Raw genomic sequence first — 24869 nt, 5'->3', positions numbered from 1 at the left:
GGTTTGTGATGCGTATTTTTCATCTTGCAAAGAACCATTTACAAAGCATGGGTATTTTTTATAAGATGCATTTAAAATACATCATTAGGTAATATCAGAAGGAAGCTGCCATGCTCGACGCTCAAACCATCGCTACCGTTAAAGCCACCATTCCCCTGCTGGTGGAAACCGGCCCTAAACTTACCGCCCATTTCTACGATCGCATGTTCACGCACAATCCGGAGCTCAAAGAGATTTTCAATATGAGCAACCAGCGTAACGGCGATCAGCGTGAAGCGCTTTTCAACGCCATCGCGGCCTACGCCAGCAATATCGAAAACCTGGCGGCGTTGCTGCCTGCGGTGGAAAAAATCGCGCAGAAGCACACCAGCTTCCAGATCCAACCCGAGCAGTACAACATCGTCGGCACTCACCTGCTGGCAACGCTGGACGAAATGTTCAGCCCGGGCCAGGAGGTGCTGGACGCCTGGGGTAAAGCCTACGGCGTGCTGGCAAACGTGTTTATCAACCGTGAAGCGCAGATCTACAGCGAAAACGCCAGCAAGAACGGCGGCTGGGAAGGAACGCGCGCCTTCCGTATCGTCGAGAAAACGCCGCGCAGCGCGCTTATCACCAGTTTTGAATTTGAGCCGGTTGACGGCCAGCCGGTGGCCGATTACCAGCCGGGCCAGTATCTGGGCATATGGCTGAAGCCTGAAGGCTTCCCGCACCAGGAGATCCGCCAGTACTCTCTGACCCGCAAACCAAACGGCAAAGGCTACCGCATTGCGGTGAAGCGCGAGGAAGGCGGTCAGGTATCCAACTGGCTGTATAACGAAGCGAGCGTGGGCTACGTGGTCCATCTGGCCGCGCCGGCGGGCGACTTCTTTATGGCCATTGAAACCAATACCCCGGTCACGCTGATCTCCGCGGGCGTGGGCCAAACGCCAATGCTGGCGATGCTGGATACGCTGGCGAAAGCAAACCACAGCGCGCAGGTTAACTGGTTCCACGCAGCGGAGAACGGCGACGTGCACGCCTTTGCGGATGAAGTGAAAGCGCTGGGAGCGACCCTGCCGCGTTTCACCGCGCATACCTGGTATCGCCTGCCGACGGAGGCAGACCGCACTGCCGCACGCTTTGACAGCGAAGGACTGATGAATTTAAGCCAGATGGAAGGGGCGTTTAGCGCGCCGGAAATGCAGTTCTACGTCTGTGGACCGGTGGCGTTTATGCAGTATGCCGCGAAGCAGCTGGTTGAGCTGGGCGTGAATAAAGACAACATTCATTACGAATGTTTCGGGCCGCATAAGGTGCTGTAACGCAAAAAGCCCCTCGTTCGAGGGGCTTTTTTTCGCCGGGTGGCGAATGGTTAAATCGCGGCGTCGTCTTCTTCGCCGGTACGGATACGGATCACGCGCGCCACGTCAAAGACGAAGATTTTCCCGTCGCCAATTTTGCCCGTCTGCGCCGTGCGGATAATGGTATCCACGCAGGTATCGACGATATCGTCGCTGACCACGATTTCAATTTTCACTTTCGGCAGAAAGTCGACCATGTACTCTGCGCCACGATAAAGCTCGGTGTGGCCCTTCTGACGACCAAAACCTTTCACTTCCGTCACGGTCATTCCGGTGATGCCTACTTCCGCCAGCGCTTCACGTACATCATCCAGTTTGAAAGGTTTAATAATCGCATCAATCTTTTTCATGGTGGGTCCTTAAACTCTTGCCTGTAAGCTGCCTCGTAATCGATTGCTCACAGTACCATACGGCATTACTCTTTAAAATCGTTTGCTTCCAGCTCGTGGCGTGAGAGCAGCTTATAGAACTCGGTGCGGTTGCGTCCGGCCATCCGCGCCGCGTGGGTCACGTTGCCTTTGGTGATCTGCAGCAGCTTGCGCAGATAGTTCAGCTCGAACTGGTTACGCGCTTCCGCAAACGTCGGCAAGGCCGTGTTCTCCCCTTCCAGCGCCTGTTCCACCAGCGCGTCGCTGATAACGGGCGAGGACGTTAGCGCCACGCACTGCTCAATCACGTTCACCAGCTGGCGCACGTTACCCGGCCAGCTGGCGGCCATCAGCCGTTTCATCGCATCAGTCGAAAAGGCGCGCACGAACGGTTTATGCCGATCTGCCGCCTGGCGCAGGAGGTGATTCGCCAGCAGCGGAATATCTTCCGCACGCTCCGCCAGCGCCGGGATCTTCAGGTTCACCACGTTCAGACGGTAGTAGAGATCTTCACGGAACTCGTTGCGGGCCATCACTTTGGGCAAGTCGCGGTGGGTAGCGGAAATGATTCGCACGTTAATATCAATATCGCGGTTGCTACCCAACGGGCGCACTTTGCGCTCCTGAAGTACGCGCAACAGTTTGACCTGCAGCGGCGCAGGCATGTCGCCAATTTCGTCGAGGAACAGCGTGCCGCCTTCCGCGGCCTGGAACAGCCCTTCCCGGCTGCTTACCGCGCCGGTAAATGCGCCGCGGGCATGGCCAAAAAGTTCAGACTCAAGAAGCTGCTCTGGCAAGGCACCGCAGTTAATGGCGATAAAGGCATTTTTACTGCGCGGGCTGGCGTTGTGGATCGCCTGCGCCAGGATCTCTTTCCCGGTTCCGCTCTGGCCGTTAATCAACACGCTGACGTCTGACTGTGCGACCATTCGCGCCTGCTCAAGCAGACGCAGCATTATCGGACTCCGGGTGACGATAGATTCACGCCATGCGTCGTCTCCGGAGGGCGCGGCGTGCTCCAGCGCGCTGTCGATGGCTTTGTAGAGCGCGTCTTTATCTACCGGCTTGGTGAGGAAGCTGAACACGCCCTGCTGGGTTGCGGCGACGGCATCCGGGATTGACCCGTGCGCCGTCAGGATAATGACCGGCATGCCAGGTTGCTGCTTCTGGATTTCGGCGAACAGCTGCATGCCATCCATTTCGTCCATCCGCAGGTCGCTGATCACCAGGTCAATCTTTTCGCGGCTGAGGACTTTAAGCCCCTCCTGCCCGCTTTCCGCGGTCACCACGGTGTAGCCTTCACTGACCAGACGCATCCCCAGCAGCTTTAACAGGCCGGGATCGTCATCCACCAGTAAGAGATGGGCTGGTTTACGGCTCGTCATGCTTCACATCCTCTTGTTTCGGCATATCGCTGTCCGGTGCAGCAGATGAACTACCCGGCTGATATTTACGCGACGAGAGCTGTCTTTCGATATCGGTCAGGTTTTCCAGCTTTCGCGTCGTGGTATCCAGCTGAGTACGTAAATGCTGTTGCTGTTGGCGCAGCGTATCCAGCTCGCTGTCAGTTGACTGCTGTAGCTTGCTGTAGCGGGAGCGCTCTTCAGACAACTGCAGCTGTAACGTCTGCCCATCCCGCCAGAGCTGGTATACCGGGCGCACCTGTGCGGGAAGATTGATCACAAACGTGTCCAGACGGGTCACGTTGGCCCGACGTTCAACGGGTGTAATTTTCGCATCGGCCAGTAAAATCCCACGCTTGAAAGCGTCCTGCCAGGTGTCTTCATCCAGCATCGCCGCCTTCATGCGGGCGTCTACCGGCGCAAGCCGCTGGGCGCAATCTATTCCGCGCAGCCAGAACAGCGGATTATTTTCGACATCATGCCCTGACAGATTCCAGATATCCTCACAGCGGGTAGAGAGGAAATCCGCCAGCTGGTTATCGGGCCATTTGTCTTCCTGTTTACCGCTTATCGCACTTTGCGGCGCATGGGAAACGCACCCCGCCAGAACTAAACAGGGCAGACTCAGGCGACCCGCTTTGCTGGAAAACACCGCGCGTATGGCGCGGAAAAAGACGTGTGACATACTCACCAGATATAGATTCATTTTATTAATTTTTCCGGCTCAGGGGCAGTTCAATACGGAAGCAAACATCTGAACGTTCGTCCGTGGCAATGTTTAGCTCACCCTGCATGCGTCGTATGCAGTCCCGAGCAATGCTTAATCCCAGACCGCTTCCTTTTACCGCGCCTTTCCGCTGATGACTCCCCTGGAAAAAGGGTTCGAAGATCATGGTTTTTTCGTCATCGGGGATCGGGGTGCCGGTGTTTGCGACGTCAATAAACACCCGGGAGCCCTTCGTATAACTTCGGATATAAATGTTACCGGATTCAGTACCATAGTGCACCGCATTGGAGTAAAGATTATCCAGAACGCTCATTAATAGCATGGGTTCAGCCAGGCATGTCGGCGCATTCAGCTCCACCCCGGTATGCATCATTTTAGCTCTTGCCGGCAAGCTATGGGCGGAGATCACCATATCCACCAGTGGCTCAATCTCCACCTCTTCCAGTACCACCGTCCCGTCAGCCAGCTTGCGGTTGTAATCCAGAAGCTGCTCGATCAGCTTTTGCAGGTTGCGGCTGCTGGCGTCCAGAATTTCGACAATCTCTTTCTGCTCCGGAGTAAGCGACCCTGCCACCTCGTCCGCCAGCAGCTCCGTTCCTTCACGCATGCTGGCCAGCGGGGTTTTCAGCTCATGGGAAATATGGCGCAGGAACTGATGACGCTGGGATTCCAGCCACGCCAGGCGCTCGGATAGCCAGATAATGCGCTGCCCGACGGATCGCAGCTCGCGCGGGCCTTTAAAGGCAACCGTATCCCCGAGCGATTTCCCCTCCCCCAGGCGGTTGATCATACGCTGAATACCCTTCACCGGGCCGATGATCATGCGGGTAAAGAGCAGCACCAGCCCGAGGCTCACCAGGAACAGCACCAGCGCCTGCCAGCCGAAGAACTGGCCGCGCTCGGCAATCTCCTGCTGCAGTTGCTGGCCGCGAGAGAAAATGACCGTGCGCGTTGACTGCACCATTTCGGTATTGGCGGCGGCGAATGCCTCAAGGCGCGCGGCGGCAGCCGCATCCGGGCCGCTGTTCTGGCACTGCAGCTGCGCGAGATCGTTCAGATCCTGACGTAACGCCTGATACAGTCTGTCGTCCGGCAGCACGCCCGCGTGGGCATCCAGCATTTCGCTGTAGCGCTTGCGCTGGCTCTGGTAGACCTTCTCCAGCGTCCGATCGTCGAGCACGCAGTACTGACGATAGCTACGCTCCATCTCCAGCGCGGCGTTGGTCATCGCTTCACTGCGTCTGGCATCGATAAGCGTGGTGCGGTTCGTCAGTGCCGCCTGGGCACTCAGCGCGTTGAGGCTCTGCCATGCCTGCCAGGCGAGGATCAGCAGCGGCAGCAGGATCAGCAGAAAGGCCATCATCACGAGCTGTCGCAGGGAGCGGGGAAAAACGGGCCAGCGTTTCAACGCATTACTCTCTTCATGGGGGTTTACGGAGAGCGTAACTGAGTCTGCCCTTCAGATACAACAAAGCCGGGTAAAAACCCGGCTTTGTTATGGAATAAGGCGGTGCCTAACTCGACGTTTCGCCCTGGCCTGATAAAGCATCGCTATGATCAGTAGTTGGACGGCAGGCACCTTTTTGTGCGTCATTCGAAGTTTATGTAGCACGTCCCGAAGGGGCTGACATAAGAAGGTGAATGAGCCACTGGTTGATATTATGCAACACCCATGCCAGAATGCAAAACAAAATATTAACACTTTGAAATATATATCTTTTATTCGTTTAATCTATTTATTGTGCGCTGAATGATTTCCAGGCTAAGTGTCGCTATTAAGCAACACCTTAACGGGAACCTGTCCGGCCATATATAAATCAATGGGTTAAGTGTCTCCAATTGGAGACAGCCCTATACCATCTTTGTCGCAATTTTGCGACACGCATAAAAAAACCCGGTGGCGCTACGCTCACCGGGCCTACAAAGTACCTGCTTTACATCTTAACCCAGCTGTTTACGCGCGTTGCGGAAGATACGCATCCACGGGCTGTCCTCGCCCCAGTTTTCCGGGTGCCAGGAGTTGCTCACGGTACGGAACACGCGTTCAGGGTGCGGCATCATGATGGTCGCGCGACCGCTTTCGCTGGTCACCGCCGTAATACCATTGACGGAGCCGTTCGGGTTCGCCGGATAGGTTTCCGTGACCTTGCCGAAGTTATCGACAAAGCGCAGCGCCACCAGGCCTTTGCTCTCGAGCTGCGCCAGATGGGCCGCATCGCGCACTTCTACCTGACCTTCGCCGTGGGAAACGGCGATTGGCATCTGAGAGCCAACCATCCCCTGCAGCAGCAGAGACGGGCTCTGAGTCACTTCAACCAGACTGAAGCGCGCTTCGAAGCGGTCGGACTGGTTGCGCACAAAGCGTGGCCAGGATTCGCTGCCCGGGATCAGCTCGCGCAGGTTAGACATCATCTGGCAGCCGTTGCACACGCCCAGCGCCAGGGTTTGCGGACGATGGAAGAAGGTCTCGAACTCGTCGCGCACGCGGCTGTTAAACAGAATGGACTTCGCCCAGCCTTCGCCTGCGCCCAGCACGTCGCCGTAGGAGAAACCGCCGCACGCCACCAGCGCATGGAAATCTTCCAGACCGATACGCCCGGCCAGCAGGTCGCTCATGTGGACGTCGATAGCGTCAAAGCCCGCGCGGTGGAAGGCTGCCGCCATCTCAACGTGGGAGTTAACGCCCTGCTCGCGCAGCACGGCCACTTTCGGACGCGCGCCGGTCGCAATGTACGGCGCAGCGATGTCTTCGTTGATGTCGAAGGAGAGCTTCACGTTCAGGCCAGGATCCTGGTCATTCGCTTTCGCGTTATGCTCCTGATCGGCGCATTCCGGGTTATCGCGCAGGCGCTGCATCTGCCATGTAGTTTCTGCCCACCACATGCGCAGCGTGGTGCGGCTTTCGCTGAACACGGCGTGACCGTCGGCCTCAATGACGAAGCGGTCGCCCTGAACGGCTTTCCCCAGATAGTGGACGCAGTCTGCCAGACCGTGCTTCGCCAGAATCGCTTCCACCGCCTCGCGGTCTGCGGCGCGAACCTGAATCACCGCACCCAGCTCTTCGTTAAACAGCGCCGCCAGGCGGTCTTCGCCAAGCGTTGCAATGTTCGCTTCCACGCCGCAGTGGCCGGTGAAGGCCATCTCTGCCAGGGTCACCAGCAGGCCGCCGTCGGAACGGTCATGGTAGGCCAGCAGCTTGCGCTGTGCCACCAGCGCCTGAATTGCGTCGTAGAAACCTTTTAGCTGCGCCACGTCGCGCACGTCGGCTGGCTTGTCGCCAAGTTGACGGTAAACCTGCGCCAGTGCGGTGGCGCCCAGCGCGTTGTGGCCCTTACCCAGGTCAATCAACAGCAGGGCGTTATCTTCGGTCGCCAGCTGCGGCGTAACGGTATGGCGCACGTCTTCCACGCGGGCAAACGCGGTGATCACCAGCGACAGCGGAGACGTCATCTCGCGCTGCTCGTTACCCTCCTGCCAGCGGGTTTTCATCGACATGGAGTCTTTACCCACCGGAATGGTCAGGCCGAGGGCTGGGCACAGTTCCTCACCCACCGCTTTCACGGCTTCATACAGGCCAGCGTCTTCACCAGGGTGACCGGCTGCCGCCATCCAGTTCGCGGAAAGTTTGATACGTTTGATGTCGCCAATCTGCGTCGCCGCGATGTTGGTCAGCGCTTCACCAACCGCCAGTCGTGCAGAGGCGGCGAAGTCCAGCAGCGCGACCGGGGTGCGTTCACCCAGCGCCATCGCTTCGCCGTAGTAGCTGTCGAGGCTCGCGGTGGTCACGGCGCAGTTCGCCACCGGGATCTGCCACGGGCCAACCATCTGATCGCGCGACACCATACCGGTCACGGTACGATCGCCGATGGTCACCAGGAAGGTTTTCTCAGCGACAGCCGGCAGGTGCAGCACGCGATTAACGGCTTCTGCCACGGTGATGCCCTGGCGATCCAGCGCTTTGCCCGCCGCTTTACGGGTCTGCACATCGCGGGTCATCTTCGGCGTTTTGCCGAGCAGCACGTCCAGCGGCAGATCGATAGGCTGGTTGTCGAAATGGGTGTCGCTCAGAGTCAGGTGCTGCTCTTCGGTCGCTTCACCGATGACGGCATACGGCGCGCGCTCGCGGCGGCACAGCTCGTCAAACAGCGGCAGCTGGTCGGCCGCAACCGCCAGCACATAGCGCTCCTGGGATTCGTTACACCAGATTTCGAGCGGGCTCATGCCCGGCTCATCGCTCAGGATATCGCGCAGGTTGAAACGGCCACCGCGACCGCCGTCGCTCACCAGCTCCGGCATAGCGTTGGACAGACCGCCCGCGCCCACGTCGTGGATGAACAGAATCGGGTTAGCATCGCCCAGCTGCCAGCAGCGGTCGATCACTTCCTGGCAGCGACGCTCCATCTCAGGGTTGTCACGCTGCACGGACGCGAAGTCGAGATCCGCATCAGACTGGCCGGAGGCCATAGAGGAGGCCGCACCGCCGCCCAGACCGATGTTCATCGCCGGGCCGCCCAGCACGATCAGCTTCGCGCCGACGACGATCTCGCCTTTTTGCACGTGATCGGCACGGATGTTGCCGATCCCGCCCGCCAGCATGATCGGTTTGTGGTAGCCACGCAGCTCTTCGCCGTTGTGGCTGTCCACCTTCTCTTCGTAGGTACGGAAGTAACCGTTCAGCGCCGGACGGCCAAATTCGTTGTTAAACGCCGCGCCGCCCAGCGGACCTTCGGTCATGATATCCAGCGCGGTCACGATGCGCTCTGGCTTGCCGAAATCTTCTTCCCACGGCTGTTCAAAGCCAGGGATGCGCAGGTTAGAAACGGAAAAGCCGACCAGACCCGCTTTTGGTTTCGCCCCACGACCGGTCGCCCCTTCGTCACGGATTTCGCCGCCGGAGCCGGTCGCCGCACCCGGCCACGGAGAAATGGCCGTCGGGTGGTTGTGGGTTTCCACTTTCATCAGAATATGCGCAGGCTCCTGATGGAAGTCATAGCGCCCTGCTTCGCGATCGGCGAAGAAGCGGCCCACCTCGGAACCTTCCATCACCGCGGCGTTGTCTTTATAGGCAGACAGCACGTGGTCAGGGGTTTGTTCCATGGTGTTTTTGATCATTTTGAACAGCGACTTCGGCTGCTGTTCGCCGTCGATAATCCAGTCGGCATTGAAAATCTTATGGCGGCAGTGCTCAGAGTTGGCCTGCGCGAACATGTAGAGTTCGATGTCGTTCGGGTTGCGGTTGAGCTTAACGAACGCGTCCTGCAGGTAGTCAATTTCGTCTTCTGCCAGCGCCAGGCCGAGACGCAGGTTGGCGTCAATCAGCGCCTGGCGGCCCTGCCCCAGCAGGTCCACGCTCTGTACCGGCGCAGGCTGATGATGGGAGAAAAGCTTCTGTGCGTCATCAAGAGAGGCAAACACGCTCTCCATCATGCGGTCGTGCAATTCAGCCGCAACCGCCTGCCACTGCGCGTCGCTCAGGGTAGAGGCTTCGACGTAGTACGCTACGCCGCGCTCCAGACGGTTAATCTGGCTCAGGCCGCAGTTGTGGGCAATGTCGGTGGCTTTGGAAGACCAGGGGGAGATGGTGCCCGGACGCGGCGTCGCAAGGATCAGTTTGCCGGTTGGCGTATGGCTGCTCAGATTTGGGCCATACTTGAGCAGGCGTTCCAGCTGTACGCGCTCCTCTGCATTCAGGGGGGCATTCAGGTCAGCAAAATGGACATACTCAGCGTAAATATTGCTTACCGGAAGGTCGGCCGCCTGAAAACGTGCCAGCAGTTTGGTAATACGGAAGGCAGACAGTGCAGGCGAACCACGCAGAATTTCCATCATAAGTCTCTCGTCTTCGAAGCGCCGGGGCGCTTACAGTGTGCGCAAGGGGGGAAAACGGGCGTCATTATAGAGAATCCTGAGCGCCGACGAAACCGTTTGCGTCGAAATAAAATCGACTTCAGCGTTTAACAATAGATGTGACCTGTCTCTCTAATTGGTTGCCAAGTGGCGCAAGTTTACGCAAAATGCCGCTCATTCAATGACAAACCTTATGATTAACATGGCTACAGCAGACTGAGGCAACCGGCGTCGCAGAGAATTAACTAATTGAAAAAATTAAAGATTAATTATCTGCTCATCGGCATTGTAACGTTGCTGCTGGCAGTGGCCCTCTGGCCTTCCATCCCCTGGTTCGGCAAAGCCGAAAATCGTATCGCCGCCATTCAGGAGCGGGGGGAACTGCGCGTCAGTACCCTCAACTCTCCGCTGATTTACAGCGACATCAACGGCAAAATTATTGGTCTGGATTATGAGCTGGCGCAGCAGTTTGCCGATTATCTGGGCGTGAAGCTTAAAATTACCGTCCGCCAGAACATCAACCAGCTGTTTGACGACCTGGACAACAACAACGCCGATATCCTCGCTGCCGGGCTGGTCTATAACAGCGAGCGCAGCAAGAACTACCAGCCGGGCCCGACCTACTACTCCGTTTCCCAGCAGCTGGTTTATCGCGTCGGGAGCCTGCGCCCGCGTACGCTTGCCTCGATCAACGCGCAACAGCTGACGATTGCTCCCGGCCACGTAGTGATTGACGACCTGCGTGAGTTAAAGGAGAAAAAATACCCGGATCTGAGCTGGACGGTTGACCCTAAACTCGGCACGACGGAGCTGCTGGAGCAGGTCAAAGATCAGAAACTGCCCTACACCATCGCCGATTCGGTGGCGATCAGCCTGTTCCAGCGGGTGCATCCTGAAATCGCCGTGGCGCTGGACGTGACGGACGAACAGCCGGTGACCTGGTTTACCCATCTGGACGATGACCAGACCCTCTCGGCGGCCATGCTGGATTTTTATAACACCATCAATGAAGACGGCACGCTGGCGCGACTTGAGGAGAAGTACCTCGGCCACGGGGATGACTTTGACTACGTTGACACCCGCAGCTTCCTGCGCGCGGTTGACAGCGTCCTGCCTGACCTGCAGCCGCTTTTCGAAAAATATGCCCAGGAGATTGACTGGAAACTGCTGGCGGCTATCTCGTACCAGGAGTCCCACTGGGACACCCAGGCCACGTCGCCAACGGGCGTACGCGGACTGATGATGTTAACCAAAAATACCGCGCTGAGCCTGGGCGTTAACGACCGTACCGATGCGGAACAGAGCATCAGCGGCGGGGCGCGCTACCTGCAGGATATGATGGCTAAAGTCCCGGAAACCGTGCCGGAAGAGGAACGGATCTGGTTTGCGCTGGCGGCCTACAACATGGGCTACGCGCACATGCTTGACGCGCGGGCTCTGACGGCGAAAACGAAGGGAAACCCGGACAGCTGGTCAGACGTAAAACAGCGCCTGCCGCTGCTGAGCCAGAAGCCATGGTACAACAAGCTGACGTATGGCTACGCGCGCGGACATGAAGCCTACGCCTACGTGGAAAATATACGTAAGTATCAGATTAGCCTGGTCGGCTATCTGCTGGAGAAAGAGAAAGAGGCAACAGAGGCAAAACAGCTGGCGGAAAGTTATCCGGTTGTGGCACCGGACGAGCTTAATCATCCGACAACTTCAATTCTGCCTTTTGTTGCTTTTTCTGCTGACGGCGCATTCGAAAGAAATCGCTTAATAGCCCCGAACACTCTGGTGCAAGTACCCCACCGATAGTCTGCACCTGATGATTCATTCCTGGATGACCCAGCACGTCCATCAGTGAACCGGCCGCACCGGTTTTTTCATCCCGCGCTCCAAACACCAGGGTACCGATTCGGCTGTGCACCATCGCCCCGGAGCACATCACGCAGGGTTCAAGGGTGACGTACAGGGTGGTATCAAGCAGACGATAGTTTTGCAGCACCAGCCCGCCCTGACGAAGCGCCATAATTTCGGCGTGCGCGGTAGGATCGTGGCGGCCAATAGGACGGTTCCACCCTTCCCCAATCACCCGGTTGTTATGAACCAGCACCGCGCCCACGGGCACTTCACCCTCGTCCCAGGCCCGTTGAGCCAGCGCCAGCGCGTGGCGCATCCAGTATTCATGATTGTGTTCTGAGGTGGACAAGGGCTGATACTCCAGTCTAAAAGCGGGCGGCATTATACACAGCCCTTATAGATAAGACTATTCGAGTTGCTGAAGTTCACCGAGGGGAGTAACGCGCCAGCGATGCTGGCAAAAATAGAGCAGCGGGTTGTCCTGCTTGCTGTCGCTGTAGCCGCTGTAAAGGCGCAGCGGCGTGCCGATGCGTTTTTCCAGCTGGATCACTTTTTCATGCCCCAGACAGCGCATCGTCAGGACCCAGCCGCCGTAGCCGCGGGAAATTTGCGTGGCGATAAGATTTACGCGCGGCAGCCAGGGGGTATCAAAGTAGACCAGCTCCACCAGCGTCTGCGGGGAGCCGGTAATCAGCCAGATATCGGCATCGTTGGCGTCAAGATAGCTGGTCAGGCGCGCCTGCACCACGGGAAACGCGGCAACGTGGCCGCGGAACCAGAGAGCGAACTCCTTTTCGAGCTGTTTGAGCCGCGCTTCGCTGTGGCCAAACGTACATCCCCACAGCAGCAGGCTCATTGGCCAGCGCGCCGCCCGGCCTTTTACCAGCAGCGCGATGCCAATGAGGGGTAAGAGCGGTAAGACGAGCAGCGCGTTCAGAGGCTGACGCCGCAGCAGGTAGCGCATAAACGTACCAAACATATCCTGCTGATGCAGCGTTCCATCCAGATCGAAAAAGACAACGCGACGCTCGTGATTGGCCAAACCTTACTCCTCTGGGTCGTTGAATCCTAACAGCCAGGTAAACAGGAACCCGGCGATCACCGCTACTAAATAGCCTAACAGATAGAGCATGACTTTTCCGGTCACGATGGTTAATGCCAGCGGTAAACCGGAGAGACCAAAGGTGATAACGGTGGCGACTTTCCAGTAGCTAATGAGTGCCCCGCCTACAGCGCCCCCCAGACAGGCCGCAAGGAACGGTTTACCCAGCGGCAGCGTGACGCCGAATATCAGCGGCTCGCCAATGCCGAGCAGCCCGACCGGCAGCGCCCCTTTAATCACTTTTTTCAGGCGCGCGTTGCGGGTTTTCATCAGGACGGCAATCGCTGCCCCCACCTGCCCGACGCCCGCCATCGAGAGAATAGGCAGCAGCGCGTTATAGCCGTGCGCCTGCACCAGCTCGACGTGGATCGGCACCAGCCCCTGATGCAGGCCGGTCAGCACCAGCGGCAGGAAGGTACCTGACAGCACCGCCCCCACCAGCAGGCCGCCGCGGTCGATAGCCAGAGACGCGCCGTGGGCGATGGCGTCAGAGATCCACCCGCCTAGTGGCTGAAGGACCACAATCGCGACGCTACCGGTAATTAACGTGGTCAGCAGCGGGTTGAGGATCAGCTCAATCGAGCCAGGCAGAACCGTGCGTAGCTTTTTCTCGATCCAGCACATAAGAATAACCACCAGCAGCACGGCAATCACCCCGCCGCGACCAGGCTGGAGCGCCTCGCCAAACAGCGTGATTTGCGCCAGCTGCGGGCTGGACAAGATCCCTGCCATCACGCCGCCCATTGCCAGCGAGCCGCCAAACACCTTCGCAGTATTGACCCCGACCAGGATGTTCATAATGGCAAACACCGCGCTGCCGAAGATCCCGAGAATGCCCAGCAGGTTCGGATACTGCGTGGCAAAATCCCCGACAATATCTGGCCGCTTGAGGATGTTGATGATCCCGGTGATCAAGCCGGAAGCTATAAACGCCGGGATCAGCGGGATAAAGACGTTTGCCAGCTGTCGCAGCGCATCGCTCATGGGAGCTTTGTATTTGGCCTTCGCCTGCGCTTTGGTGCGTTCAGCGTCGTCAACCGTCACGCTTGTACCGCCGACCATCAGCGCGCGCATGGCGTCGACAACCTGCGCCGCCTTGCCCGGCCCGACGATCAACTGGTGTTGCTGCCCCTGTTTCACGTAGCCACTGACGCCGGACAGCTTCTTCAGGCCCGGCACGTCAAGCTGATCGTCGTTATGCACCTCGACGCGCACGCGCGTCATGCAGTTTTCCAGACGCTGAATATTTTTCTCCCCGCCTATCCCCTGCAGGATATCGCTGGCGAGCGCTGCTGTTTTGTCCATAAACGCCTCTGCTAGTTTTCTAAAGCCGCCCGTAAGAAGCCGTTGTGCGCGTCGAGTTTGGCTCGCGCAGCCGCCGCGTCCAGCCCGCTTAAGATCATCAAAATGGCTGGTTTTACGTCGTGATCGGTCTGCCTGAGCACCGCTTCTGCCTCTTCACGGCCCGCGCCTGTCGCCTCCATCACCATGCGGCAGGCTCTGTCCACCAGCTTGACGTTGGTGGCCTGCATATCGACCATCAGGTTCTGGTAGACCTTGCCGAACTTCACCATCGCACCGGTGGAGATCATATTGAGCACCAGCTTTTGCGCGGTCCCGGATTTCAGGCGCGTGGAGCCGGTGAGCGCTTCCGGCCCAACGACCGGAGAGATGGCGATAGCGGCCACCTGCGCAATCGGCGAGCCGGGGTTGCAGGAGATGGCGACCGTCGTGCAGCCGGTCCGGTTGGCGTATTCCAGGCCGCCAATGACGTACGGCGTGCGCCCGGATGCCGCCAGGCCGACCACCAGATCGTTCGCCGTCAGGTTCAGATCCTTCAGGTCATCCTCACCCAGCTGTTTATTGTCCTCCGCCCCTTCAACGGCCTTCAGCAGCGCGCCGGGACCACCTGCAATCAGGCCAACCACCAGGCCGTGCGGAACGCCAAAGGTGGGCGGACATTCCGAGGCATCCAGCACCCCGAGACGCCCGCTGGTACCGGCCCCCATATAGATAATGCGACCACCGACCTTAAGAGCTTCCGCCGCCGCATCGACCGCTTTCGCCACCTCTGGCAATGTCTCTTTCACTGCCTGCGCTACCAGCGTATCCTGTTGATTAAAGCGGTTAACCAGCTCCAGGGTGGAGAGCGCATCCAGATCCATGGTTTGCGGGTTACGCGTTTCAGAAACAAGTGAGCCAAGATTCATTTTTTGTACCTCAAGAATTTTTAATTCATAATAATCACACTATAATGGAATATAAAATTCATTCAGGCGAGCAGAATTCGTTTTTGCGCAGACAATCACATTTCCGCCGGGAGTACTCATGAACTGTTTAATTCGCATTCGCCAGCGCTACGCCGGCTTTGCTCAAAGCGACAAAAAGCTGGCGGATTTTCTGCTTTCTCAGCCCGATCGCGCCCGCCACCTCAGCTCACAGCAGCTGGCAAGCGAAGCTGGAGTGAGCCAGTCAAGCGTGGTGAAATTTGCCCAGAAGATCGGGTTTAAGGGTTTTCCCGCTCTTAAGCTGGCAATCAGCGAAGCGCTGGTGAGTAACCCGAATCCGCAGTCCATGCCGGTGCATAACCAGATCCGCGGCGATGACCCGATGCGTCTGGTTGGGGAAAAGCTGATCAAGGAGAACGTGGCGGCCATGCACGCCACGCTGGACGTGAATACCGAAGAGAAATTACTGGAAAGCGTGGCGATGCTGCGGGCGGCGCGGCGTATTATTTTGACCGGTATTGGCGCGTCCGGTCTGGTGGCGCGTAATTTTGGCTGGAAGCTGACTAAAATCGGTTTTAACGCCATCGTCGAGCAGGATATGCACGCCCTGCTGGCGACCGTGCAGGCGATGGATCCTGACGATCTGCTGCTGGCCATCTCCTACTCCGGCGAGCGCCGCGAGATCAACATGGCGACCGACGAAGCCCTGCGCGTCGGCGGCAAAATTCTGGCGATCACCGGCTTTACGCCAAATGCGCTGCAGCAGCGGGCAACGCGCTGTTTGTATACCATTGCCGAAGAGCAGGCCACGCGCAGCGCGGCAATTTCGTCCACCAGCGCACAAATGATGCTGACGGACCTGCTGTTTATGGCGCTGGTACAGCAGGATCTGGAGCGCGCGCCCGAGCGCATTCGTCACAGCGAAGAACTGGTAAAGAAACTGGTTTGACGCGTATAATGCCCGCCCAGTTTGTGTTGTTTCTGAGAATTTCCTGATGGCGCTGTTAATTACCAAAAAATGCATCAATTGCGATATGTGCGAACCCGAATGCCCGAACCAGGCGATTTCGATGGGCGACAGCATTTACGAGATTAACAGCGACCGCTGCACGGAATGCGTCGGCCACTATGAGACACCGACCTGCCAGAAGGTGTGCCCGATCCCCAACACTATTCTGAAGGATCCGACACACGTCGAGAGCGAAGAGCAGCTGTGGGATAAATTTGTCCTGATGCACCACGCGGACAAAATTTAGCTTTCGATAATCACCGTCGCGCTGGCATAGTGGCGTTCATCTGCGATCGTCACGTGCATATGATTCACCCCCAGCCTCTCCGCCAGCTTTTGCGCTTCACCCCACAGACGCAGGCGCGGTTTGCCCAGCTCATCATTAAAAACTTCGAACTGGTTAAATGCCAGGCCGTTACGAATGCCGGTCCCGAACGCTTTGGCTGCCGCCTCTTTTACCGCAAAGCGCTTTGCCAGAAAACGCACCGGCTGCTGGTGCGCTTCCCAGATGGCCCATTCGTTATCGCTCAGCACGCGCCTTGCCAGGCGATCGCCGCTCCGGGCGATCACCGCTTCAATGCGAGCTATTTCGACGATATCGGTGCCTAAGCCCAGAATGGCCATTACTGACGCGCTTCCAGCATCAGGCGTTTCATCTCTGAAACCGCCTCTTTCAGGCCGCTCATCACCGCGCGGCCAATAATGGCGTGGCCGATGTTCAGCTCATGCATTTCCGGCAGAGCAGCAATGGCCTTCACGTTGTGGTAGGTCAGGCCGTGACCGGCATTAACCTTCAGTCCCAGGCTCGCGGCGTAGGTGGCCGCTTTGGCGATACGCTCCAGCTCTTTGGCCTGCTCGGCATCGTTTTTAGCATCGGCATAGCAGCCGGTGTGAATTTCGATATACGGCGCGCCCACGTCGGCTGCCGCTTTAATCTGCGCGAAATCGGCGTCGATAAACAGAGAAACCAGGATACCGGCATCCGCCAGGCGCTTGCAGGCATCGCGCATTTTGTCCTGCTGCCCCGCCACGTCCAGTCCACCTTCGGTGGTCACTTCCTGGCGTTTTTCCGGCACCAGGCAGCAGAAGTGCGGTTTGGTCTCGCAGGCAATGGTCAGCATCTCTTCGGTGACCGCCATCTCCAGATTCATACGGGTGTCCAGCGTCTGACGAAGAATGCGCACGTCGCGGTCGGTAATGTGGCGGCGGTCTTCACGCAGGTGAACGGTAATGCCGTCGGCACCAGCCTGTTCAGCGATAAACGCCGCCTGAACCGGATCGGGATACGCCGTGCCGCGCGCGTTACGCAGGGTGGCGATGTGGTCGATGTTGACGCCTAACAGTAATTCAGCCATGACAATCCTCGGTTTTCTTTCTGATGCTGTGGTCTAACGTTTGGGCATAAACTGCCTGAATAATTCGCGGCTCTTTAAGGGCTTGCCGCCAAGATACGGCTTGAGGGCAATCCGGGTAAAGCGTTTTGCTGCGCGCAGGGTATCGGCGTCCGGAAACTCGCGTTCATAAAGCGCTTTGAGCTGGCGTCCGGTAAAAGTACTGTTATCAACGACGACGCTGGCAATAAAGCCTTTTTCTTCGCGGTAGCGGTAGGTCATGGTGTCTTCCACCTCATCACCGCTGCCTGCGCAGTGCAGAAAATCCACGCCGTACCCGAGGTGGCCCAGCAGCGCCAGTTCGAAACGACGCAGGGCGGGTTCGGGCGTGCCGGTCGCACCCGCCAGTGCCTGGATACAGTGCAGATAATCGAAGAAAAGTTCCGAGAAGCGAGTCTCATGTTCAAGGACGCGGGAGATGAGCTCGTTGACATACAGACCGCTGTAGAGCGTGATGCCAGAAAGGGGAAGCGCCAGAGAGACGGCTTCAGCGCTGCGCAAGGTTTTGACTTCCCCTCGCCCGCCAAAGCGAACCAGCAGCGGCGTAAAAGGCTGTAGGGCACCCTTCAGATTAGAACGTTTGGATCGTGCGCCTTTCGCAACAAGGCGCACGCGGCCCGACTCTTCCGTGAAGACGTCCAGCATCAGGCTGGTTTCGCTCCAGGGACGACTATGGAGAACGAAGGCGCGCTGCCAACCTTCCATTATACTCGTCGTCTTGAGTTACTGATCTTCGCCGTAACCGAGGCTGCGCAGAGCACGCTCATCATCGGCCCAGCCAGATTTCACCTTCACCCACAGTTCCAGATGAACTGGCGCTTCGAACATCTCCTGCATGTCCTTACGGGCTTCGATACCGATGGTTTTGATCTTGGCGCCTTTGTTGCCGATCACCATCTTCTTCTGCCCTTCACGCTCGACGAGGATCAGGCCGTTAATGTCGTAGCCACCGCGCTCGTTGCTCTGGAAACGCTCGATCTCCACCGTCACAGAGTACGGCAGCTCGGCGCCCAGGAAACGCATCAGCTTTTCACGGATGATTTCAGACGCCATAAAGCGCTGAGAGCGATCGGTGATGTAATCTTCCGGGAAGTGGTGAATCGCTTCCGGCAAGTGCTTACGTACGATGCCCGCGATGGTATCGACGTTCAGGCCGGTCTCAGCAGACAGCGGAACGATATCGAGGAAGTTCATCTGGCTGCCCAGCCACTGCAGGTGCGGCAGCAGGTCAGCTTTTTCCTGCACGTTGTCAACTTTGTTGACCGCGAGGATCACCGGCGTTTTGCCGTCACGCAGCTTGTTCAGTACCATTTCGTCGTCCGGCGTCCAGCGGGTGCCCTCCACAACGAAAATCACCAGTTCTACGTCGCCGATGGAGCTGCTCGCCGCCTTGTTCATCAGACGGTTAATGGCACGCTTCTCTTCCATGTGCAGGCCAGGGGTATCGACGTAGATTGCCTGATATGCGCCTTCAGTATGGATGCCGACGATGCGGTGACGCGTGGTCTGCGCCTTACGCGAGGTGATGGAAATCTTCTGCCCAAGCAGATTATTCAGCAGGGTGGATTTGCCGACGTTCGGACGTCCGACGATGGCAATAAATCCGCAATAGGTTTTTTCTTCGCTCATTCCAGCTCCAGCATTTTTAACGCCTGTTCGGCGGCAGCCTGTTCAGCCTTACGGCGGCTCGAACCTGTGCCCACCACCGGTTCACTCAGGCCACTGACCTGGCAATGGATGGTAAATTCCTGATCGTGCGCTTCGCCACGAACCTGCACCACCAGATAGGATGGCAGCGGCAGATGACGGCCCTGCAAATATTCCTGCAGGCGCGTTTTCGGATCTTTTTGTTTATCGCCCGGGCTAATTTCGTCCAGACGGGTCTGATACCAGTTAAGGATCAGCTTTTCTACGGTCTGGATATCGCTGTCCAGGAACACGCCACCAATTAATGCTTCGACCGTATCGGCAAGAATAGATTCACGACGGAAGCCGCCGCTTTTCAGTTCACCCGGCCCAAGACGCAGACATTCGCCCAGTTCAAATTCGCGCGCGATTTCAGCGAGGGTGTTGCCGCGCACCAGCGTGGCGCGCATGCGGCTCATATCACCTTCGTCCACGCGCGGGAAACGATGATAAAGCGCATTCGCAATCACGAAACTTAAAATAGAGTCACCCAGAAACTCGAGACGCTCATTATGTTTGCTGCTGGCACTGCGATGGGTTAATGCCTGTTGCAACAACTCCTGATGATGAAAAGTGTAGCCCAGCTTCCGTTGAAGCCGATTAATTACGATGGGGTTCATGCGATACCAATAAATGAATGCGTCAAAAATGCAGCACACGAAACCGACCTGAGAAAACCAACGCGGTTTCGTGTGCCGTGGCACCCTTGCAGGGCCAACCTTAAACTTCGGGGGAATATTCTATACACAACGACAGGGGATGTCGTTAGTTCAAAGAGATTTATCGAGGAAATAATTCACGTAGCCGCGAAATAACGCGGCTACGTGTTCTTTTCCTGAGAATTAATGGATTCCGCCAATACGATTCAGGCGCACCCCGGTCGGCCACTCGCCTTCCTGCTTCTCAAAACTCATCCAGATCGCGGTTGCTTTACCCACCAGATTCGCTTCCGGCACAAAGCCCCAGTAACGGCTGTCCGCGGAGTTATCGCGGTTATCGCCCATCATGAAGTAGTGTCCCGGCGGTACGATCCAGCTGGCCAGCTGCTGACCCGGCTGTTTGTAATACATCCCCACTTGGTCCTGCGCGATTGGCACGGTCAGAATGCGGTGAGTGACATCGCCCAGCGTCTCTTTGCGCTCAACCAGACGAATGCCGTTCTCTTTGGTTTCACCTTTTGGCACCTGGAAGAATCCGCTGGTCGCTTCACCGCCGTTACGACGGGCGAAAGTCTGCACGAAATCACTTGGCTCAACGTTTGAGTAGGTGATTGGCAGCGCGTTTTCACACGCGGTACCGGAGCTGCAGCCCGGCTGAACGGTGACTTCCTTCGCAACCGGATCGTAGGTCACTTTATCACCCGGCAGCCCCACCGCGCGCTTAATGTAATCCAGACGCGGATCGTCCGGATATTTAAACACCACGATGTCGCCACGTTTCGGATGCCCCGTTTCGATCAGCGTTTTCTGGTAAATCGGATCTTTAATGCCGTAGGCAAACTTCTCAACCAGAATAAAATCACCGATCAGCAGCGTTGGCATCATTGATCCCGATGGGATCTGGAACGGCTCATAAATAAACGAACGTACCACCAGCACAATCGCCAGCACCGGGAACACCGACGCGCCCGTTTCCAGCCAGCCCGGTTTCGGGCCAACTTTCTTCAGGGTTTTCGCGTCAAGCGCATCGCCAGTCGCTGCCTGCGCGGCAGCCTGACGTTCACGGCGTTTTGGGGCGAAGATAAACTTATCCAGGCACCACAGCAGGCCTGTCACCAGCGTAGCGATGACCAGGATCAGGGCAAACATGTTCGCCATGCCAACTCCTTAAAAGTTATTTGCCGTCTTTACCGACATGAAGAATGGCAAGGAATGCTTCCTGCGGCAGCTCAACGTTACCGACCTGCTTCATACGCTTCTTACCTTCTTTCTGCTTCTGCAGCAGCTTTTTCTTACGGCTGACGTCACCGCCATAGCACTTCGCCAGAACGTTTTTACGCAGCTGCTTCACGGTTGAGCGGGCAATGATGTGGTTACCGATGGCCGCCTGAATCGCAATGTCAAACTGCTGACGCGGGATCAGATCTTTCATCTTCTCAACCAGCTCGCGGCCACGGTACGGCGCATTGTCGTTGTGGGTGATGAGCGCCAGCGCATCCACACGCTCGCCGTTGATCAGCACGTCCACGCGCACCATGTTGGAGGCCTGGAAACGCTTGAAGTTGTAATCCAGTGACGCATAGCCACGGGAGGTAGACTTCAGACGGTCGAAGAAGTCGAGTACCACTTCCGCCATAGGGATTTCATAGGTCAGCGCCACCTGGTTACCGTGGTAAACCATGTTGGTCTGCACGCCACGCTTCTCAATACAGAGCGTAATAACGTTCCCCAGGAACTCCTGCGGCAGCAGCATGTGACATTCTGCAATAGGCTCGCGCAGCTCGTGAATGTTGTTCAGCGGCGGCAGCTTGGACGGGCTGTCGACGTAGATCACTTCTTTCGAGGTGGTTTCTACTTCGTAGACTACCGTTGGTGCGGTGGTGATCAGATCCAGATCGTATTCACGCTCCAGACGCTCCTGAATAATCTCCATGTGCAGCAGGCCGAGGAAGCCGCAGCGGAAGCCGAAGCCCAGCGCCGTTGAACTTTCTGGCTCGTAGAACAGGGAGGCATCGTTCAGGCTCAGCTTGCCGAGCGCATCGCGGAAGTTTTCGTAGTCGTCAGAGCTGACCGGGAACAGACCCGCGTAAACCTGCGGTTTCACCTTTTTGAAGCCAGGCAGCGCTTTGTCTGCCGGGTTACGCGCGCCGGTCAGGGTATCGCCCACTGGCGCGCCGAGGATGTCTTTAATCGCGCAGACCAGCCAGCCCACCTCGCCGCATTTCAGCTCGGTACGGTCAACCTGTTTTGGCGTGAAGATACCCAGACGGTCTGCGTTGTAGACCTGTCCGGTACTCATAACCTTGATTTTGTCGCCTTTACGCATGGTGCCGTTTTTGATACGCACCAGTGAGACCACGCCCAGGTAGTTATCGAACCAGGAGTCGATGATCAGCGCCTGCAATGGACCATCCGGGTCGCCTTCCGGGGCCGGAATATCACGTACCAGGCGTTCCAGCACGTCGGTCACACCTACACCGGTTTTCGCGGAGCAGCGTACGGCGTCGGTCGCGTCAATGCCGACAATGTCTTCAATCTCTTCCGCCACGCGCTCAGGATCGGCGGCTGGCAGGTCGATTTTGTTCAGAACCGGCACAACCTCGAGATCCATTTCCATCGCGGTGTAACAGTTCGCCAGGGTCTGGGCTTCAACGCCCTGCCCGGCATCGACCACCAGCAGCGCACCTTCACAGGCCGCCAGCGAGCGTGATACTTCATAGGAGAAGTCAACGTGGCCTGGGGTGTCGATAAAGTTCAGTTGATAAGTTTCGCCATCAGAAGCTTTATAGTCGAGCGTCACGCTCTGCGCTTTGATGGTGATACCGCGTTCGCGTTCCAGGTCCATGGAGTCCAGTACCTGGGCTGCCATTTCACGATCAGACAGGCCACCGCAAATCTGGATAATACGGTCAGACAGCGTCGACTTACCGTGGTCAATGTGAGCAATGATCGAAAAGTTACGTATGTTCTTCATATAGTTAAATAATTATGCCTTACGAATTCCTGGAGGCCGCTGTTCTTAGCCTGACGTTTTTCAGTGCGAAAACGCAGCATTCTACACTACATACCCGCAACCTGGAAATGCACTTAGAGCCAAGCATAGCGCGAAGAAATGGCGTTTTCTTTTTTGAGATGTAAATAATGATAAAGCCCGGTGGATCACCGGGCCTCAGAAGAGAGCGTCTCGACGCGAAGTTGGTCAGGCGCCAGCGCAACGCTCAGAATAACGGGCTGCCACTCATCGCGCGCGGCGAGCTTCGGTGAGATGCCTTTAGCAAGCCAGAATCCCCCTACGCCACCCAAAGCTGCACCGCACATGGCGGCCACGTCGGTACCAAACAGCATCTGAAAAAGGCCGCCCATGACAAACAGCCCCACCAGCGGGGAGAGATAGACCAGCATCGCGGAACTCAGCAGACTGCCTTCCGTAATGCCCAGTTCCACCTTCTGACCCGCCACCAGCGGCTGTTCGCTCGGCACGGAGATCGTATGCGATGTCTGTGGCCCTAACTTATTCAGCACGCGACTGCCACAACCGGCTCGGGATGCGCAGCTATTGCATGAGGCTTTAACATCACAGCTGACCAGCGCAATACCATTCTGCCACGAGACGACGGTCGCCCACTCTTTAATCATTGTGCGGCCCTGAATTTAATGCTGTCTGAAATGCGCTTCGCCGTCTGCGGAGGTAATTCCCCCACAATCGTGATTTCTGCGTTATCGCGAACCATGGTGCTGACCGTACGACGCCCGGTACGAAGCATTTGTTCAGCGCTGTTTGCCGTTGCGCGGTTGATATTCACCGAGAAGCTGAACAAGCCATCGGAATAGAGGCGTGATTCAACCGGCGTATCAATGGTGGGCAACTGACGACGGCTGCTGGACACTTCGCTAAAGCCTTGCGGTATCCAGGAAGGAACCCAGTTGAAATTAGCGGAGTCCCCTGCAGGAACAGAAAGCAGCGGCGGCAGGCTGGCCTTCGCCAGATTCTGCATGCTGTTACCAACCTGATTGTTCACGCTAAAGGAGATGACGCGGAACTGTTCAAGCGTCTCGCCGTCGCGGTCGAGCAGGTCCACGCGCATCGGCAGCTTGGTTTCCGCATCAATCCAGACGATATAGCTGTAGCGCGTACCATCGCGCGCAACCACGCGGATCACTTCACACAGCCTGTCTGCAATACGGGTACGCCCTACCGAAATAAAATCATAGTAAGGGGCAAGTCGTTTGAAGTCGGTATAGATAAGCGACGGTAGAGAATCAACGATATAGTCGCCATTCAGCGTGAAAGGCTCCAGACCGGGCTCGAAATAGCTGATTTCGTTGCCACGCTGGACAACTTCCCGACGCGGGCCATCCATCTGTAAAAGCTGGGCGAGCGGCTGGTTATCAAGACGGGCATGGCGATAGCGTAACGACTCGACGCCCTGCTTGTTGATGCTGATAAATGCCAACTCGTAATTGAGTGACTGGCTGGCCAGATTCATTTGCTGCAACAACGCCCCGGATGAAACATCAGCCGAGGCGTTAGCAGAGAAGAACAGGCTACCCGCCATCAGAGACATGGCGAACCAAAGTTGCTTCATTACTGCGATTGCGTTCCTAAAGTTTGGTTTCCGGGCACCTGCACAGCAGCTTGCTGAGTTTGGGCCTGCTCAAACTGAAGCTGTTCAGAGTGCAGACGACGCTGCAACTCATAATCCTGCAACATCGCATTAATGCGACGGCGCTGCTCCTGAACCTGCTGTTGCTGACCGCCGCTGGCGGAGGCATCAGCCGGTACGCCCAGACTTACCGGGCTGGCTTTGCCCATCATCGGCAGTGTGTTAAACACTGGCGCTTCTGGCTGCTGATTAGTTTCAGACTGAGTATTATAGTGCTGGACGCCAACGATAACTGCAAGCGATACGCATGCAGCCACCCCCATTTGGGTGAGCTGGCTGGCCCACGGACGCACTTTTTTCCAGAACGGCATTTTCTGCCACTGGTGCGGTGCGGGTTGCGCTTCAGGAATCAGCGGAGTGGTCTGATGAACAGGCTCATTCTCGATGGCCGCCATCACGCGGGCTGAGATATCGAAATGGAGAACCTCTCCGGTATCACCGCGCAGCGTGTCACGGATGAGATGGTAACTCTCCCAGGTCTCTTGCATTTCGGGAGAATGAGACAGCTCGTTGAGCAGCTCACTATCCAGCGTCTCACCATCCATTAAAGCGGAAAGTTTTTCTTTCTGCATGCCTAATACCTTTTCCAGTATCCCGCTA

The 24869-nt window shown here is 57.1% G+C and carries 23 protein-coding genes; 4 read left to right on the top strand and 19 right to left on the bottom strand.

Annotated elements, in window-relative coordinates; translation table 11 throughout:
• The first annotated feature begins 110 nt into the window (after positions 1–110).
• Positions 111–1301 carry an NO-inducible flavohemoprotein gene (hmpA, locus tag IM291_RS06435; RefSeq protein ID WP_192986400.1) on the top strand — a complete coding sequence of 397 codons (1191 nt, stop codon included), beginning with the start codon at positions 111–113 and terminating at the stop codon, positions 1299–1301.
• 50 nt (positions 1302–1351) lie between these two features.
• Here hmpA and glnB read toward each other — a convergent pair whose 3' ends face one another.
• The 5 genes from glnB to purL all read right to left on the bottom strand — a co-directional run bounded on the left by glnB (position 1352) and on the right by purL (position 9667).
• On the bottom strand, positions 1352–1690 hold the full coding sequence (gene glnB / locus IM291_RS06430; protein WP_003860685.1) for a nitrogen regulatory protein P-II: 339 nt from the start codon (positions 1688–1690) through the stop codon (positions 1352–1354).
• 65 nt (positions 1691–1755) lie between these two features.
• Positions 1756–3093 (bottom strand): two-component system response regulator GlrR, encoded by a 1338-nt coding sequence (glrR, locus tag IM291_RS06425; RefSeq protein ID WP_028014084.1) that lies wholly within the window; start codon positions 3091–3093, stop codon positions 1756–1758.
• The gene (qseG, locus tag IM291_RS06420; protein ID WP_028014085.1) at positions 3080–3817 is read right to left on the bottom strand and encodes a two-component system QseEF-associated lipoprotein QseG; all 738 of its coding nucleotides are present in this window, start codon (positions 3815–3817) and stop codon (positions 3080–3082) included. Before qseG ends, glrR begins: the two co-directional genes overlap by 14 nt.
• Before the next feature lie 4 nt (positions 3818–3821).
• Positions 3822–5246 (bottom strand): two component system sensor histidine kinase QseE/GlrK, encoded by a 1425-nt coding sequence (qseE, locus tag IM291_RS06415; protein ID WP_127334645.1) that lies wholly within the window; start codon positions 5244–5246, stop codon positions 3822–3824.
• Positions 5247–5779: 533 nt separating this feature from the next.
• The gene (purL, locus tag IM291_RS06410) at positions 5780–9667 is read right to left on the bottom strand and encodes a phosphoribosylformylglycinamidine synthase (RefSeq protein WP_048999415.1); all 3888 of its coding nucleotides are present in this window, start codon (positions 9665–9667) and stop codon (positions 5780–5782) included.
• A gap of 267 nt (positions 9668–9934) precedes the next feature.
• Between purL and mltF the strand changes: the two genes are divergently transcribed.
• The gene (gene mltF, locus IM291_RS06405) at positions 9935–11485 is read left to right on the top strand and encodes a membrane-bound lytic murein transglycosylase MltF (RefSeq protein WP_028014088.1); all 1551 of its coding nucleotides are present in this window, start codon (positions 9935–9937) and stop codon (positions 11483–11485) included.
• Here the strand turns inward: mltF and tadA are convergent.
• The 4 genes from tadA to murQ are packed head-to-tail and all read right to left on the bottom strand — an operon-like array spanning position 11373 to position 14842.
• Positions 11373–11912, bottom strand: coding sequence for a tRNA adenosine(34) deaminase TadA (gene tadA / locus IM291_RS06400; RefSeq protein WP_048338854.1), 540 nt, complete (start codon positions 11910–11912; stop codon positions 11373–11375). The genes mltF and tadA overlap by 113 nt on opposite strands.
• 24 nt (positions 11913–11936) lie before the next feature.
• On the bottom strand, positions 11937–12572 hold the full coding sequence (gene yfhb / locus IM291_RS06395) for a phosphatidylglycerophosphatase C (RefSeq protein WP_192986398.1): 636 nt from the start codon (positions 12570–12572) through the stop codon (positions 11937–11939).
• A 3-nt stretch (positions 12573–12575) separates the two neighbouring features.
• Positions 12576–13937 (bottom strand): PTS transporter subunit EIIC, encoded by a 1362-nt coding sequence (locus IM291_RS06390; RefSeq protein ID WP_192986396.1) that lies wholly within the window; start codon positions 13935–13937, stop codon positions 12576–12578.
• A gap of 11 nt (positions 13938–13948) precedes the next feature.
• The gene (gene murQ / locus IM291_RS06385; protein ID WP_192986394.1) at positions 13949–14842 is read right to left on the bottom strand and encodes an N-acetylmuramic acid 6-phosphate etherase; all 894 of its coding nucleotides are present in this window, start codon (positions 14840–14842) and stop codon (positions 13949–13951) included.
• Between the two features lie 118 nt (positions 14843–14960).
• Between murQ and IM291_RS06380 the strand changes: the two genes are divergently transcribed.
• Together IM291_RS06380 and IM291_RS06375 are read left to right on the top strand one after the other, a co-directional pair.
• Complete coding sequence (locus IM291_RS06380; RefSeq protein WP_028014092.1) at positions 14961–15809, top strand: MurR/RpiR family transcriptional regulator; 849 nt, start codon at positions 14961–14963, stop codon at positions 15807–15809.
• 46 nt (positions 15810–15855) lie between these two features.
• Entirely contained in the window at positions 15856–16116 is a 261-nt protein-coding gene (locus tag IM291_RS06375; RefSeq protein ID WP_028014093.1) for a YfhL family 4Fe-4S dicluster ferredoxin, read from the top strand.
• Here IM291_RS06375 and acpS read toward each other — a convergent pair.
• From acpS to rseA, 10 genes are all read right to left on the bottom strand, one after another.
• Entirely contained in the window at positions 16113–16493 is a 381-nt protein-coding gene (acpS, locus tag IM291_RS06370; RefSeq protein ID WP_129995175.1) for a holo-ACP synthase, read from the bottom strand. The two genes, IM291_RS06375 and acpS, sit on opposite strands and share 4 nt — an antisense overlap.
• Positions 16493–17224, bottom strand: a complete 732-nt coding sequence (gene pdxJ / locus IM291_RS06365; protein ID WP_041908673.1) for a pyridoxine 5'-phosphate synthase — start codon at positions 17222–17224, stop codon at positions 16493–16495. The genes acpS and pdxJ overlap by 1 nt, the downstream gene beginning before the upstream one ends.
• Before the next feature lie 33 nt (positions 17225–17257).
• Positions 17258–17965, bottom strand: a complete 708-nt coding sequence (gene recO, locus IM291_RS06360; RefSeq protein WP_048999421.1) for a DNA repair protein RecO — start codon at positions 17963–17965, stop codon at positions 17258–17260.
• 18 nt (positions 17966–17983) lie between these two features.
• On the bottom strand, positions 17984–18889 hold the full coding sequence (era, locus tag IM291_RS06355; RefSeq protein WP_028014097.1) for a GTPase Era: 906 nt from the start codon (positions 18887–18889) through the stop codon (positions 17984–17986).
• Positions 18886–19566, bottom strand: a complete 681-nt coding sequence (gene rnc / locus IM291_RS06350) for a ribonuclease III (RefSeq protein WP_003860711.1) — start codon at positions 19564–19566, stop codon at positions 18886–18888. The genes era and rnc overlap by 4 nt, the downstream gene beginning before the upstream one ends.
• A gap of 222 nt (positions 19567–19788) precedes the next feature.
• On the bottom strand, positions 19789–20763 hold the full coding sequence (gene lepB, locus IM291_RS06345) for a signal peptidase I (protein WP_047364182.1): 975 nt from the start codon (positions 20761–20763) through the stop codon (positions 19789–19791).
• A gap of 16 nt (positions 20764–20779) precedes the next feature.
• A complete protein-coding gene (gene lepA / locus IM291_RS06340) occupies positions 20780–22579 on the bottom strand; it encodes a translation elongation factor 4 (RefSeq protein WP_028014099.1) in 1800 nt (599 codons plus the stop codon).
• 185 nt (positions 22580–22764) lie between these two features.
• Positions 22765–23241, bottom strand: a complete 477-nt coding sequence (gene rseC, locus IM291_RS06335) for a SoxR-reducing system protein RseC (RefSeq protein ID WP_045260167.1) — start codon at positions 23239–23241, stop codon at positions 22765–22767.
• The gene (gene rseB, locus IM291_RS06330) at positions 23238–24191 is read right to left on the bottom strand and encodes a sigma-E factor regulatory protein RseB (RefSeq protein ID WP_048999422.1); all 954 of its coding nucleotides are present in this window, start codon (positions 24189–24191) and stop codon (positions 23238–23240) included. Before rseB ends, rseC begins: the two co-directional genes overlap by 4 nt.
• Positions 24191–24841 carry an anti-sigma-E factor RseA gene (gene rseA / locus IM291_RS06325; protein WP_048960043.1) on the bottom strand — a complete coding sequence of 217 codons (651 nt, stop codon included), beginning with the start codon at positions 24839–24841 and terminating at the stop codon, positions 24191–24193. Before rseA ends, rseB begins: the two co-directional genes overlap by 1 nt.
• Positions 24842–24869: the final 28 nt, after the last annotated feature.

It is taken from the genome of Enterobacter cloacae complex sp. P27C, assembly GCF_014895705.1.
GTDB classification, from domain to species: Bacteria; Pseudomonadota; Gammaproteobacteria; order Enterobacterales; family Enterobacteriaceae; genus Enterobacter; species Enterobacter bugandensis.
The sequence above is the reverse complement of the archived record's forward strand: the minus strand, read 5'-3'. Positions and strand labels throughout refer to the sequence as shown.

What these genes read in the sequence shown, in the direction of transcription:
- hmpA (WP_192986400.1), top strand. Translation starts at nt 111, where the DNA reads ATGCTCGACGCTCAAACCATCGCTACCGTTAAAGCCACCATTCCCCTG.
- glnB (WP_003860685.1), bottom strand. Translation starts at nt 1,690, where the DNA reads ATGAAAAAGATTGATGCGATTATTAAACCTTTCAAACTGGATGATGTA.
- glrR (WP_028014084.1), bottom strand. Translation starts at nt 3,093, where the DNA reads ATGACGAGCCGTAAACCAGCCCATCTCTTACTGGTGGATGACGATCCC.
- qseG (WP_028014085.1), bottom strand. Translation starts at nt 3,817, where the DNA reads ATGAATCTATATCTGGTGAGTATGTCACACGTCTTTTTCCGCGCCATA.
- purL (WP_048999415.1), bottom strand. Translation starts at nt 9,667, where the DNA reads ATGATGGAAATTCTGCGTGGTTCGCCTGCACTGTCTGCCTTCCGTATT.
- tadA (WP_048338854.1), bottom strand. Translation starts at nt 11,912, where the DNA reads ATGCCGCCCGCTTTTAGACTGGAGTATCAGCCCTTGTCCACCTCAGAA.
- IM291_RS06390 (WP_192986396.1), bottom strand. Translation starts at nt 13,937, where the DNA reads ATGGACAAAACAGCAGCGCTCGCCAGCGATATCCTGCAGGGGATAGGC.
- murQ (WP_192986394.1), bottom strand. Translation starts at nt 14,842, where the DNA reads ATGAATCTTGGCTCACTTGTTTCTGAAACGCGTAACCCGCAAACCATG.
- IM291_RS06380 (WP_028014092.1), top strand. Translation starts at nt 14,961, where the DNA reads ATGAACTGTTTAATTCGCATTCGCCAGCGCTACGCCGGCTTTGCTCAA.
- IM291_RS06375 (WP_028014093.1), top strand. Translation starts at nt 15,856, where the DNA reads ATGGCGCTGTTAATTACCAAAAAATGCATCAATTGCGATATGTGCGAA.
- acpS (WP_129995175.1), bottom strand. Translation starts at nt 16,493, where the DNA reads ATGGCCATTCTGGGCTTAGGCACCGATATCGTCGAAATAGCTCGCATT.
- pdxJ (WP_041908673.1), bottom strand. Translation starts at nt 17,224, where the DNA reads ATGGCTGAATTACTGTTAGGCGTCAACATCGACCACATCGCCACCCTG.
- recO (WP_048999421.1), bottom strand. Translation starts at nt 17,965, where the DNA reads ATGGAAGGTTGGCAGCGCGCCTTCGTTCTCCATAGTCGTCCCTGGAGC.
- era (WP_028014097.1), bottom strand. Translation starts at nt 18,889, where the DNA reads ATGAGCGAAGAAAAAACCTATTGCGGATTTATTGCCATCGTCGGACGT.
- rnc (WP_003860711.1), bottom strand. Translation starts at nt 19,566, where the DNA reads ATGAACCCCATCGTAATTAATCGGCTTCAACGGAAGCTGGGCTACACT.
- lepB (WP_047364182.1), bottom strand. Translation starts at nt 20,763, where the DNA reads ATGGCGAACATGTTTGCCCTGATCCTGGTCATCGCTACGCTGGTGACA.
- lepA (WP_028014099.1), bottom strand. Translation starts at nt 22,579, where the DNA reads ATGAAGAACATACGTAACTTTTCGATCATTGCTCACATTGACCACGGT.
- rseC (WP_045260167.1), bottom strand. Translation starts at nt 23,241, where the DNA reads ATGATTAAAGAGTGGGCGACCGTCGTCTCGTGGCAGAATGGTATTGCG.
- rseB (WP_048999422.1), bottom strand. Translation starts at nt 24,191, where the DNA reads ATGAAGCAACTTTGGTTCGCCATGTCTCTGATGGCGGGTAGCCTGTTC.
- rseA (WP_048960043.1), bottom strand. Translation starts at nt 24,841, where the DNA reads ATGCAGAAAGAAAAACTTTCCGCTTTAATGGATGGTGAGACGCTGGAT.